Annotated in this window: 9 protein-coding genes and 1 pseudogene; all 10 read right to left on the minus strand. The window is 41.6% G+C overall.

Features of this window, described 5'->3' with window-relative positions:
• Positions 1-27 precede the first annotated feature (27 nt).
• Entirely contained in the window at positions 28-2,619 is a 2,592-nt protein-coding gene (locus tag IHV77_RS02460) for a TonB-dependent receptor plug domain-containing protein (RefSeq protein WP_194812580.1), read from the minus strand.
• A gap of 160 nt (positions 2,620-2,779) precedes the next feature.
• Entirely contained in the window at positions 2,780-4,564 is a 1,785-nt protein-coding gene (locus IHV77_RS02465; RefSeq protein WP_194812581.1) for an ABC transporter ATP-binding protein/permease, read from the minus strand.
• Positions 4,565-4,713: 149 nt separating this feature from the next.
• Positions 4,714-5,988, minus strand: a complete 1,275-nt coding sequence (gene uhpC / locus IHV77_RS02470; RefSeq protein WP_194812582.1) for an MFS transporter family glucose-6-phosphate receptor UhpC — start codon at positions 5,986-5,988, stop codon at positions 4,714-4,716.
• 2 nt (positions 5,989-5,990) lie between these two features.
• The gene (gene uhpB / locus IHV77_RS02475) at positions 5,991-7,466 is read right to left on the minus strand and encodes a signal transduction histidine-protein kinase/phosphatase UhpB (RefSeq protein WP_232842170.1); all 1,476 of its coding nucleotides are present in this window, start codon (positions 7,464-7,466) and stop codon (positions 5,991-5,993) included.
• Positions 7,467-7,504: 38 nt separating this feature from the next.
• Complete coding sequence (uhpA, locus tag IHV77_RS02480; RefSeq protein WP_194812584.1) at positions 7,505-8,107, minus strand: transcriptional regulator UhpA; 603 nt, start codon at positions 8,105-8,107, stop codon at positions 7,505-7,507.
• Between the two features lie 240 nt (positions 8,108-8,347).
• Positions 8,348-9,118: pseudogene (locus IHV77_RS02485) on the minus strand (D-hexose-6-phosphate mutarotase).
• Positions 9,108-10,247, minus strand: coding sequence for an anaerobic sulfatase maturase (locus tag IHV77_RS02490; RefSeq protein ID WP_194812585.1), 1,140 nt, complete (start codon positions 10,245-10,247; stop codon positions 9,108-9,110). Before IHV77_RS02490 ends, IHV77_RS02485 begins: the two are co-directional and overlap by 11 nt.
• A gap of 3 nt (positions 10,248-10,250) precedes the next feature.
• On the minus strand, positions 10,251-10,850 hold the full coding sequence (locus tag IHV77_RS02495; RefSeq protein ID WP_408635290.1) for a Crp/Fnr family transcriptional regulator: 600 nt from the start codon (positions 10,848-10,850) through the stop codon (positions 10,251-10,253).
• A gap of 110 nt (positions 10,851-10,960) precedes the next feature.
• Positions 10,961-12,406: a sulfatase-like hydrolase/transferase gene (locus IHV77_RS02500; protein ID WP_194812586.1), complete on the minus strand. Its 1,446-nt coding sequence runs from the start codon at positions 12,404-12,406 to the stop codon at positions 10,961-10,963.
• Entirely contained in the window at positions 12,406-14,082 is a 1,677-nt protein-coding gene (locus IHV77_RS02505) for a solute:sodium symporter family transporter (RefSeq protein WP_194812587.1), read from the minus strand. Before IHV77_RS02505 ends, IHV77_RS02500 begins: the two co-directional genes overlap by 1 nt.
• Positions 14,083-14,233 lie beyond the last annotated feature (151 nt).

Genomic DNA, 14,233 nt, shown 5'->3' on the forward strand with positions numbered 1-14,233 from the left:
ATTTTTTAATTAATCAATGCGTTTAGATTACCAATGATAAGCAACACCTAGCCAGAACTGGCGTCCTAATTCATAGCCTGTTGAGCTTTGGTTTTCCGTTCCCCCCAAATATTGTGAATTCGGGCTGCTTGTCGCTACACGGCTATTAAAGACATTAAGCACATCAAGGTTCACTTCTATTTTTTGCTCACGAATCGGTAACGACCAAAGCAAATGCCAATCCAGCGTTGCTTTTCCGCTATACTTTTTCGAGCGATAGTCATAAACCGCACCGCTGTAATCGCCACAGGCTTGAGGTTGGCTTGAGTTCGCACATTGGGCTACATCATAACGATGATACGCCTTATAACCGGTTTTATAGTTAAGGACATGTGTCCATTTTAAATTCCAATCCGGAAAATCGGTTTGAAATTCAATAAAGCCTTCCCAAGGTTGATTAAAGTTAAACGGTGGAAGTTCATTTACGGAAGCGTAGCGTTTTCCTTCGAAAAGATAATATCTTCCGTTGAAAGATGCCGGATCAAAAACTAAACTTTCATCATAGTTACCGTGATAATTCACATTTCTATGCTGGTAGCGCAAGCCAAAGCGATAATTCATTGATAATTTATTCAATTTATAGGCTTTGTTATTTTGGAAACTAAGAGTAAAAGTATTGGTTTTTCCTTTGCCATCATTCGTCATTTTCTTCGGTGCTTTATTTTTAGGATCTTGTTCGGCAGGGACAAATTGTCGCTCACTTTTACGATGAACCCAGTTAAATGCAAGTCTGTGATCCGCCAAAATATAATTAAATCCGAGATTATATTCATCACTATACGGTGTTTTTAAATCACGGCTATTTTCCCAAGAGGCAAAGTTCTTCGCACAATCGCCTAATACCCATTCATCATTGGCACGATGACGTTTATGACTTTCTCGAGGGCAAGGAATTGTTGAACGCAACGCATAAGCCAACATATTGTTGGCAAAATAACGATTATATCCCCCGGTAATATTGAAGCTATCGTCATTTAATACGTTAATGTTAAAAGCAAAACGAGGGGCAATGTTAAGATTTTTCAAAAAGCTGTCGTAATTAACGTTTACGCCCGGCACTAACTTAATACGCTGCCAGTGAATTTCATCGGAAAAATAAAGGTTGTAGTTATTGAGATTCACTTTGGCATTAAATGCCGGATAGTAAGTCATACTATTTTGGAATTGCTCGTTTGGAATACAATCCACACAGTCTTGACCTTGTCCAACCCTTACTTTCTTCGCCTCTCCTCTTGATGTTGACATATAACGTACCGCGTGAGGACGTTCCGATTTAGCGGAGGCAAAATCCATTTGCCAACCTAAGAATAATTTGTGTTGGGTTGTTACCCAATTTAATCGTTCGGACTCATAATCCTGTTTTATCGTCCAAGTATTCATTTGGGAGGAAAGTTCGCCAATACCGCCTTCACGCTTAAAATCACATTTCCCGGTTTTTATATTGATATAACTACACCATTGTGTTCCGCTATTTGGTAATACCCCTTCCCCAAACCAGTTGTAATAATTATACCCTGCATCGTGGGCTATTTTGTTACGGTTATGCTGATATGCAATCGTTGTTTTTAACGCCCCCCAATCACCTGCATATTGTGATTCTATATTAGCGCGCCAACCACCGCCTTTGCTCACATAACGTCCATTTTTAACATTATCGTTGTAATACACGTTTTTGTGAGGAGAATATAAGAATGTCGCCAATAACTTGTGCTGATCATTTGCTTGATAGCTCCCTTTTAGTAAAAAAGTTTCGGCTAAACGACGTTCTTTTTCCCAACGATTTAACCCTCGATGATATTCAGGCATTTTTGATTGCGTGCGGTTATAGCTGAACAATATTCCCGCCTTATCATTAATAGGTTGATTTAAGGTAAAATCAAAAATATGTTTCGTAAATTTCGGTTGAACATTACTTTCTGCATAAGCGTTATCAAATTCTTCCCGCTCTTTATCGTTTAGTTGAAAGGAGGTCCAACTATCACGAGTTGTACGATAACTCATCGAACCGCTTGCTTTTGATGGCTCAGGATCTTTAATTTCAGCATCAACCACACCACCGGTAAAACGAGCGTATTTTGCCGGCACGTTGCTATCATAAACCGTAACATTTCTTAATAGACGGCTGTTTATGTGGAAAGATTCCGGTGAGCCGGGGGCAATATACATAGAAGTCGGCTGGGTAAAATCTTCCTCCGATTTATATCCGCCGTTGGCAGAACCCGGGTTAAGAATATCGCTGTTTGATAAACCGTCAATTAAATAGCTATTGTTATAGTAGGCTTCACCATGAAAGCTGATTAAATCGGGAGCAATTTCACCTGCTTGTCTTGAGTTATTCGTTGTACCGCTAAACTGTACGGCAGGATTATTTTTGAGTAATTCCGAAATATTGCCATTTCTTGCAGGAGTCCGAGCAATATCCTCTGCCGAAAGCGTTTTTAAACCTGATGAAGTAGGTGCTGCACTTGCAACCACAGAGATCGTGTCTAATTGGGTATCCGATGTCGTATTAGTTGCATTGGTTATTGAGGTAAAAAAGAGAGAGGAAATAAAAGTAGCAATTTGTGTTTTTTTCATCATAAATTGTCGTTCCTAAAGTATAAATAATAAGTATTATCTTTTACAGAATACTAAAATATGAATAAAAAAACCGAGGGTTAGATCACAAATTTAAAAATAAAAAGAAAAAAGAGGAGAAATATCTCCTCATTATAGAAACGTCTTACCTCATAATGATTCGCTATGAATACGTTAATGCCCAACGTCCATCGCTATAAAGCTGTAAATATTGCTTATGATGACAAACTAAGGTCGAACGATGGCCTACACTGATGACAATACTCTGCGGCAGCTCTTTTTTCAGAAGAAGATACATTTGTTCTTCCAAATATTCGTCAAGCGCCGATGTTGACTCATCAAGGAAAATCACTGTCGGTCGATGCAGTAGTATACGTGCAAAAGCAACCCTTTGCTGTTCCCCAAGAGACAAAATGCTCATCCAATTATTTTCTTGTTCCAGTTTCTCAACAAGATGTTCTAATCGAACCTTACGTAAAATGGAAGTGAGTTTACCCATATCTGCCTCTTCCGGTACAACATTCGGGTAATACAAACAATCAATTAATCGCCCCTGTGGTAAATACGGTTTTTGTGCAATAAATAACACATTATCAATAGGGAGAAAAATTTTTCCCTCAGAATGTCGCCATAGACCGGAAATTGCCCGTAATAATGTTGTTTTTCCCGAACCTGAGATGCCCTGAACCAGCAAAGAATCGCCTTCAAATAGATTAATATTGAAATTTTTTACCAGAATTTCCCCTTCCGGCGTTTTCACCGTGAGATCTTCAAAAATAACCCTATTTCCTACTGCCTGCTGAATATCAACATCATATCGTGCTTTATCCGCCGCTTGATAAAAATCACTCAAGCGTTCTAACACGGCACGATAACCGGCAAAATCATCATAAATATTACGGAAAAAGGAAAGAGACGTTTGCACACGTCTAAAGGCTTGTGCCGTCTGCATCAACTCACCTAACTGAATTTGCTTTTCAAAAAAACGGGTAGCTTGAATCAAAAACGGAAAAATCACAGATGTTTGTGTAACCGCAAGGTTAAAGCCGTTAAATTTTAACGTTCGATATACGATTTGCCACACATTATCGATCACATTATTAAATTGAGCAATTAATTGATTCTTTTCGACTTTTTCCCCTTTAAAAAAAGCGATACTTTCAGCATATTCTTTTATCCGAACCAAAGAATAACGATAATTTGCATTTAATCTTTCATTATTGAAATTAAGATTAATCAAAGGTTTACCGATTTGAAAAGCAAACGCCGTACTCACCAGTACATAAATAAAAACTAAAAAAACCATCGCGTGAGGCAAGGTAAAATCACCGATTGACATTGGCCCTGATAATCCCCATAAAATTATCGTAAAGGAAACCATTGAGGTGACCGCTTTAATTAATCCTAAAGATAGACTTAAAGAGTTTGTCACATAAGCGGAAATATCCTGTTGAATACGTTGATCAGGATTATCGATTCTTTTGTCCGCATAATACATTTTATAATATGCTTGGTGGCTGAACCATTTATCCAAACCGACTTCATTTGCCCATTTTCGCCAGTGAATGGTAAATGCTTTCTGCACATAATAAATCAATAACGCATTCGCAATATGCACGCTCGCCAACACCGAAAATACAATAATTTGCGTCCAAAATTCCGCCGCATCCAAATGCTGTAAAGCATTGTATAACGCTTTGTTCCATTCAGATAATAGAATATCAATTCGAACGGTGACTAAACTAAAAAATAATACGGTAAAAAAGTAAGCAAGCGGCTTAATACTCCGTTTAACGGAAAAATAATCGGCACTTAACAACCAAAACTGTTGTCCCCATTTAGTCGTTTTAATGAGTATCGCAGAGATAATCGGGCAGACAATCAAAATGATTCCCATCACATTGATTATCCAATAGAAAGAATTTAAAAATTCTTGTATCCAATTCATTTTGTTTCCTTATGGATAAATAGAATAAATTATTGTTGTGCCAAAGTTTAACACTAAAATATCAATTGAGAATTAATCGTAATAAAAAACAAGCTATTTGGGTAAAATTCCGTGATTACTCCCTTAACGATTGCGCTTCAAATTCACGCTCAGTCATTTTGCGCTTTCAAAAACGGCAATAACGAAATTGCAATACCTGCGGCACAAAAAGCGATAAAAACGAAAAAGCCACGCCAATGAAAATACTGCATAACTAATGCGAGAGGATAGCCGGCAATCGCAGCACCAAGATAAGCAAATAGCCCGATAAATCCGGTTGCGACTCCGGGTGTTTTTTTATGGGAGCACTCGGCAGCGGCCATACCAATTAACATTTGAGGGCCGAAAATAAAAAATCCTACGATAAAAAATAAGGTAACTTGTAGAATGTAATTTTCTTTCGGTAACAACCATAATGCGGTAATAGAAAGGAAAATGCCGATTGCAAAAATCAATGCCATTGGTCCGCGGTTACTGGAAAATAAACGATCCGATCCCCAGCCGGCGACCAGCGATCCTAAAATCCCCCCAACTTCAAATACCGCTAATGCACTATTCGCCGACACGAGGTCATAATGATGTTTTTCGGTGAGATAAATGTTTCCCCAATCATTAATTGCGGTACGTACGATATACACCAATGTATAACTCAATGCGAGCAACCAAATATATTTATTCAGAAAAACATAATGACGTAGTATTTTTCGCCAACTTAGATAAGGGGCAACCTTTTCCTGAGTGAGTTCTAATTTATCATCACGCCAATGACCGACACTCGGTAATCCCATTGATTCCGGCGTATTGCGTAATCGCCATAACAAAAAGAGACCGATAAAAATCGCTAAACCACCGACAATCACAAAACCATCACGCCAACTACAATGCAATATTACATAACCAATCACTAAAGGGGTAAGCGCCCCGCCCACATTGTGTGCCGTATTCCAAATCGACCACCAACGCCCACGTTCGTTACGTGAATACCAAGTGGTCAGCAATTTTGAACAAGCAGGCCAGCCCCACCCTTGAAACCAAGCGTTCGCCACCCAAAGTGCGGTGAAAAACAATACGGAATCGGATAACCCGAAAAAAATATTCATGATCCCTGTCATCATCAAACCGATAGCCATAAAATAACGTGGGTTGGCTTTATCGGAAAAAATACCGGAGAAAAACTTGGAAAAGCCGTATGTAATATAAAACAATGTCGCCATCAACCCAATATCGCTTTTATCAACACCAAGCACGGTGATCATTTCCGGTACGGCGAAATTAAAGCTTTTACGTGTAAGATAAAAACCGGCATAACCAAGATACATTGCAAACATCAAATGTACTCGCCAATAGCCATAAGTGCGGTCGATTTCCGGGGTAAATTTGCTCATTTTTAAATCCTAGGCAAAGTAATCTTAATACAAGTACCGTGTTGATGCGGTGATGTCGTGCGCTCACGGGAAATCAATTGAAACGTCCCGCATAAAATATCAACCCGCTCTTGCATACCTTTCAAGCCAAAACCGTATTTTACGGAATCAGGCTGAAAGCCATTGCCGTTATCTTCAATCCATAGGTAGATCTTTTCTTGTATTTTGATTGAAATCTTCACCTTATCGGCATAAGCGTATTTCACAATATTGTTTAACCCTTCTTGGCATAGACGATAAAGGGTGATTTCTTCAATATGATTCAGTTGAACATTCTCTTCATTTTCCCAAAAAAGTGCGGTCGAAATACCGTGAGTTTTTAAATCCAGTTCTAAAAATAGGTTTTGGATCGCTTGATGTAATGATAAATCATCTAACATTTTCGGGCGAAGACGATTGAGTAAGCCTTTTGTCGTGTCATAAATATTAAGCGAAAGCTGCTCAATGGTATGGCTGACTTTTTCTATTTTTTGCGATTGTTCAAGGCGTTTCATAATAGAAGCTTGAGTACGAATTGCCGTGATGTTTTGTCCGATTTCATCATGTAATTCACGTGAAATTTGTTGGCGGATCGCTTCTTCCGTATTGATGAGTTTACGGGTTAAATCACGATTTCTCGTCAGTTCCGAAGTTAAATTTCGGTTTAAATCACGTTGATATTGAACCGCAAGCCCTAAAAAAATCCCCGTGATGGTTTGTGCTGAAATGGATAGAAATAAATCCGTTAATTCGCCTCGAGAAAAATGTCCGATTGAAGCGATTAACGTAATGCTATTAAGCAGCGTGCCCAAAATCGCCCCTTGCCAACCGTAATAATAGGCAAGCAGGATAATCGGAATAGAAAGGAAAAATAAAGCAAAGCGGTGAAATTCTTCCGGCGTATAGATCTGAATAAAAATATTAATTAAAAACAATAAGATATAAATCAAAATATGTTTTGTGCGTAAAGAAATCGGTTTATGCGCCAATTTTGCCGTGAGTGGAATCCAATGACGTTTAAATAAATATTCATTTCCTAAAAAACAAACGGGAACAATCAACAGCATACCGGTTAAGGCAGTGAGAAAAGTGTAGAAAAAAGGCTGCGATAGCGCCATGCCAATCAATCCATTGAATACACTCACCCCTAGTGCCAATACACCTTGCACGGCAAGTTTTCGTCTTTCATTACCTTGATAATATTCGCGCATAATGGCGGTAATGGGTAAGCTACAAACACTTAGAATTATCGCCGAAAAATAATCCTCTTCCGGTGAGGCATACATAAGCAATGCGAATACGCAAACTTCCGCTCCATAGCTAACAAACCAAAATATTTTCGGGGTATGTAGATTAATCCCCAAACGCAGGGCAAAAGGCAAAAATAGTAATGCCAATAAAGCATTACCTAGCAAATAATCTGAAATCGCCCACATTGCAAAGTAGGCGCAAAACATCATTATTCCCCCGCAAAGGTAAGCGATAAGAGACTTCATTGCTAATGATATTGATGAAATAGATTTGTCAATTCAACATTATTTTTCACATCTAATTTGCTCATAATATTGGCACGATGGGCATGAATCGTTTTAAAACTTACGCCTAATTTTTCCCCGACTTCTTTTACTTCAAGTCCCTGACTTAGCAACTCACAAATTTGCAATTCACGTTTGGTTAATTGCTCCAACGGATTATGATTGCGGTTCGAGACTAATTTCGCCATTAATTCCGGCATTAAATACACACCACCGGCGTTCACCGTTCTCACGGCTTGAATTAATTCATCAGGGCTACAACGTTTACTTAAATAACCTTTTGCCCCAAGTTCCAACGCTTTTCTAACGATCATTTCACTGTCATTCACGCTAAGCATAATGCAATGAATACCAGAAGGCAGGCTTTTTAATAATTCCAATCCGCTTTCATCAGGCATTGAAATATCAATAATACAAACATCGGCTTTCGTACCCGGTAGATTTTGACGGGTTTCTTTTGCAGAACCGAACTCACCGACCACTTCTATATCCGATTCCAGTGAAAGGAGTTGTGCAAATCCTGATCGCACGATGATATGATCATCAATAACAGCTACCTTTATCATTGTAACGTTCCTCTTTTTAAGGAGGCGAATTGTAGCATTTGGAAAAAGTGCGGTAAAAACTTTTTCAGTTTCGACCGCACTTTTTTAGCCAATTTCGTCATCCAAATTTTTTCTGAGCGACTCCTTTAAAAGTTGGACTAATCCCCAACCTATTATAAGAAGTATTTTTTAGAAAAACGCAATGAAACCTTACCCCCCAACCGAAATATCCACTTCAAGCTGCTCCCCGAACCGCAACGGTTAACTTAAGCGGGCGGTTTCAAGGCAGACCATTGTTTGATATGCCGTTTCGCTCATTGCACTTGTTGGCTTGTGCCACGGGTTCCAGAGTACCAATTCGCCGGCGTGATGATGTTCAAGGCGGATTTGGCGTTGAAATTGGTGGTCGATAATGTGGTTGGTTTGGCGGCTCATCGGGTCAATGCAGTAAATGTAATCGACATTTTCGCCAATCGTGCGGCGGCTTGGCACGCTTTCCTGCTGTCCGGTCAGGCTGTTAAAGCATTGAGTCGGCAGCAGTTCGATTTCCGTTTGGGCAATGTCGCCAAGGTTAAAATAGCTATGCAGAGCAACCTGTGCCGCTTGCCGTCCGTAATGGGTAAAGGTTAGGCGGCATTTGTCGCTAAAGGTCATCGTCATTTTTGCTTCGATAATGACTTGCTCGTCAAACAACGCGAAAACCAACCGCACTTTTTCTGCTTCGATCCGATAGTCGTCCAGCTGCCATAGGCGTAACCTTGCCGTACCGTGTGCTGGCTGTTGGCTTGAGCCAAATCACGGATAACAAATCGGCACGCCGCCACGAATTGCCGTGCCTAATTTAAACGGTTCGATTTCACTTAGCCAAAACAGATCACGATTTTCCCCTTTCGGCTGCCAGCTTAATAGTTGAGCCCCTTGCAGAGCGATTTTTGCCGTGCCGATAGAATGGGATAAATGCAGCACGGGAATATCGTTGTAATGATAAAGCTCCAGTTCGTGGGCAAGCGTAATGACTTTTTTAATGTTCATTGGATTTAACTCCTTGAATTTGTTGACACATTTGTTGCATATAAGGGGCGGTTTGGCGGAAAAAATAACGGTAAGATTGGCATAAATAGTTATGTTTTTCCGTTTCATTTTCAAGCGGCACAAAGCGATGTTTCGGGCAACCGCCGTAGCATAACGGTTTAAATTCGCATTGGCGGCAATGAGCGTCCAACGCTGCTTTTTGTTCGCCGAATTGTTGCTGTTGGGGCGATTGAACAATCTCCGCCAGCGGTTGATGATTTAAATTACCCAGTCGGTAATCGGGATAGACATAATGATCGCAGGCATACACATCGCCATTGGCTTCCACCACCAAGGATTTTCCGCAAACGGGCTGATAAATGCAGCTGCTTGATGGGTAGCCCAGCCATTGCCCGAGCAGGTTATCAAATTCCAGCACAAAAATCCGCCCGACATCTTCCTGATACCATTGTTGAAACACATCAAATAAAAACTGCCCGTAGCCGTTTTGCGGCACGGAAAAATCGGTTACGTGATTGCCGATCCGCTCCACGACCGGAATAAACTGCATAAAGGTTGAACCTAGTTTTTTTAAGGCAAGATAGGTTTCTTTGCCCTTTTGCCAATTCTGTGCATTTACCACCGTGAGCGTATTAAAATCCACCTGATATTGCTGCAATAATGCCATTGCCCGCACTGCTTTTTCAAAGGTCGGGTTGCCGTTGGCGGTAATGCGATAGCGGTTATGCACCGCACTTAAACCGTCAATGGATAAGCCGATTAAAAATTGATGTTGCTTGAAAAATGCCGCCCATTGTGCGTTTAAGGCAATGCCGTTGGTTTGAAAGGCGTTGCTGATGAGTTTGCCTTTGGCAAATTCTTGCTGAAAATCGACCGCTCTTTTGAAGAAATCCAGCCCCAATAATGTCGGCTCGCCGCCTTGCCAGACAAATTCCACCCGATTGCCCGGCTGGGATTGTATGTAGTTTTTAATATAATTTTTCAGGGTATCGGGCGACATAAAGGGCGTTTTTTCGCCGAAATAGAGGGATTTTTCCAGATAAAAACAGTATTCGCACTGAATATTGCAATGGAAGCTGCTTGGCTTTGCCATTAGGCGAAAATCGGGACGGGGGGTAAAAAAGGACATTGGTTATTTTCCCCGTTGCTGTTGGGGGAAGAGATCGGTAAACAAGCCTTTTTGTTTTAGCTCTTTGCCAATGCGAATGGCGGTTTCTGTTTCGCAGCCTGCATATTCGGCGATTTCACGGTAAGTCCAATTATAATAAGGGAAATTGGTGGTTAAAAAATAAAGGCTATCGATCACACGATCAAGGGTGCGTAAATAGGCACTTTTCGCCAATCGCTGCTCCGCTTCGCGTAATTCTTTCGCCAAGGTTTGCAATAAAAATCGGCTTAATTCATTATTGTGCAGGAAAAATTGCTCGATATTATCCGGCTTGATTTGAGTTAATTCGGCATCAATCAACACTTTCGCATTGCAATGATAGTGCTGATCGTCCTGCCCGAATAACGTGCGGAAGCCGAAATAATCCCCTTGGCAATAAAGCCGCACCAAACTTTCTTTGCCGTTATCCAAGGTGTGATACAGCCCGACCAGCCCGGCGTTGAGATAATAAAAAACGTGGGCGGTCTCCCCCTGATTATAAATTGACGTGCCTTTTTTCATTTGGTGCAAATGATTAAGACGGCAATGGGTCAGGTTGTTCGGCAAAAGGTAAGGGGCAGTCATCATCAATAATCCTGTTAAGTCAAAAGTGCGGTCGAAATTTAAGATATTTTTCAGCATTATAAATAATCACAAATGCACAAAAATAATATTTTGTGCATTTGTCTCATCGCTTAAATCTCATTGATAATACGATATACCCAATTCTCCAGCGGATCATTTAATTTTTTCATTTCCTGCCGCATTTCTTCCAGCATTTCCTGTTTAATCGCCCGATAACGTTCGTCATAAAACAGGTTGTGCATTTCTTGCGGATCTTGGCGGATGTCGTAGAGTTCGCATAGATCGGTGGCGTTGAACACCAATTTATAATCCTTACGCCGCCACATTCGTTGCTCAAAATAGACAAAATGACCGGCAAGCTGCCCTAATATGCCTTTGCGGTTATTTGCCCGATTTTCACGCACAATCGGTAACAGGCTTTCGCCTTCAAAGGCTTGCGGGATCGGCTGCTTGGCGATGTCGTAAACCGTTGATGTTAAATCGTGCAGATAGACCAGATTGTCATCTTGTTTATTCACCCGTGTGGCTTGCGGATCTCGAACGATCAAAGGGATATTGTAGGTGGTGTCGAACATAAATTCGCCTTTTTCAATCATTCGATGAGCCCCCATTGCATCGCCGTGATCGGCGGTGGCGACAATAAAGGTTTGTTCATCAATGCCTTTTTCCGCCAGATAATCCAGCAATTCGCCAATGGCATCATCAATTAAGCTGATGTAGCCCCAGAACTTCGTGATCACTTCTTTCCAGCGTGCTTCATCGGCTTCCCACATTCCCCACATTTTTGAAATGGTGCGGAAATGCCCCGGTTTGTTCTCAAGCGGTTTAAAAAAGCTTTCGTCCAGTACCACGTCTTCGGGATTGTACATTGAATAGTAAGGCTCCGGCACAATGCACGGGGTATGCGGCCCCCAGAAGTTGATCCAAGTGAAAAACGGCTTATCTTCCGCTAGGGATTGATCGATATATTTTTTCGCTTCATCAATAATAAAATAAGGAATGGTTTGCTCTTTTGTGCCGGATAGCAAACCGCATAATTCCTGCACCCGTAAATGCGGATTGTCGCCAAAATAGGCACGGCTGACTTCAGGAATCTCGTAGCCTTTTTCAAGCAGCCATTCGTGGTAACGGTTGGAATGGGTCGGCGGTTGGTTAAACACCAAATTTTTATACACGCCGCTGCCCGGATAGCCGTAGCCGTCAAAATTATGCCCTTTGATGTCATAATCTTCCGGTACGGATTTTGTGCCAACGTGCCATTTTCCCACTACATAACAGTTATAGCCGTCCAGTTTGGCGATATTCGGGGCTTGGCGGCTGATTTCGCCCGTGCCGCCTTTTTCGCCGTTTTTGATAATACCATGGGAAGACGGCATTAAGCCGGTAAACAAGGACGTGCGTGCCGGCCCGCACACTGAAGCCGGCGTAAACGCATTATTGAAGCGGATGCCCTGCTCGGCAAGGCGATCCAGATTAGGTGTTTTGACGATATGATGCCCATATGTGCCGAGCATATCCTTACGAACCTGATCCAACAGAATATACATTATATTCATTATTTAGCCCCTTTTTTTGCCATTAATACCACCAACAGTTGCAACACGGCATAAATGCCTAAAATGAGCAACGGCTGACCGCTTGCAGAAGCAAGCCCTAGCGGAGAAAGTAAAATATGCAATGCGATTAAGCCTAGCACTAAGGAAGCCACGGTCATCGGGGCATAACGCCACGGGGTGAGATCCACGCCGTCTTTGTTCTCTTTGCTTTCTTGGTAAGGTTCACGTTTTAGGAACTGCCCTAGCACTAACATCACCACCACATCAAACACAAACAATGCCGCCATTACATACACGAAATTCACTTTAACATTAAATACCCAAACGATAGAGAAATAAAGCACAACGTGTAATAACAAGGCAATGCGGGCGGCAAGTCCGGACACGGTTTTGTTAAACAAGCCCACGGCGAAAAGTGCGACAATCGGAATGTTCACAAAGCCGGCAAAGCGTTTGGTTAATAGGAAAATGCCGTCTGTGCCGAACATTAACAACGGCCCGATGATCATTGTTAATACCGCCATTACCGCTGACACTTTTTTCGCGTGGCGGATCAATTCCTGTTCGGAGAAAGTTTTTTTGCTGATCGACGGCAATAAATCTTTGCAGTAAATGGTTGCCGCTGAATTTAAGAAAGAGTTAAAGGTACTTAAAATTGCCCCGAATAGTGCGGCAATAAAGAAGCCTTGTAAAAAGGTTGGCAATACACGGTTTACCAAGGTCGGATATGACGCGTCCATCGGCTCTACGCTGTCGCCTAAAATATGGAAACTTAATAAGCCGGGTAAGTTTAAGATAATCGGTAAGGTTAATAGGAAGAGTGCTGCAATTAAAATCCCTTTTTGACCCGCTTGTAAATCTCTCGCCCCCAAGGCACGTTGCACAATGGCTTGGTTGGTGGTCCAATAGAAGAAATTGACGATTAAAATACCGGTAAACATCGCCTGCCAAGGCACTGCATCATCAGCGCCGCCAATGGCGTTAAATTTTTCAATATGGTTATTGCCGATAATGCTTAACCCTTCGCTAAAGCTGCCGTTGCCGAGATAAATCAAGGCAAAAATCGGCACAAGCAACGCTCCGATGACTAAAATCACGGCGTTGATCGTATCGGATACCGCCACCGCTTTTAAGCCGCCGAATACCGCATACGCCGCCCCGACAATGCCGATTGCCACCACCGTATAAACAATGGATTCGGCATAGGTCAGCCCGAACACCGTTTCCAGATTGAAAATCTTATTGAAGGCGATCGCACCGGTATAAAGTGCGGTCGGAATCACGATAAAAAGATAGAACACCAAAAATAGAGCCGACATTATCAGCCGTGTTTGGCGGTCAAAGCGATTTTCAAAAAATTCCGGAATGGTGGTGTAGCCGTTTTTAATGTATTTCGGCAACAGATAGAGAGCCAAAAAACACAACGGAATGACCGATTGCACCGTCCACGCAATAATCGAAAAATTGCCCTTATAAGAGACGGCATTCACGCCGATAAGCTGCTCCGTGGATAACGAAGTCAGCACCATTGAGCAGCCGATTACCAAGCCACCCAAGCCTCGACCGGCTAAGAAATACCCCTTGGATGTGCTTAAATCATCATCTTTGGTTTTCTGCCACGAAATAAACCCCACAATGCCCGTTACGAGCAAAAAACTGACGATAGTCATCAACATTTTGTTATCCTCGCTTGAAATGAATACGGCTTTAGCATAATGCAACGAAAAATAAACAATTATGACCATTATCATAAATGCAATGTGCTCAAGATCACAAAATTGACATTATTTTTCATTCGATATGAGCAGGATCATAAACCCAATGCTG

The organism is Rodentibacter haemolyticus (assembly GCF_015356115.1).
Taxonomy (GTDB): Bacteria; Pseudomonadota; Gammaproteobacteria; order Enterobacterales; family Pasteurellaceae; genus Rodentibacter; species Rodentibacter haemolyticus.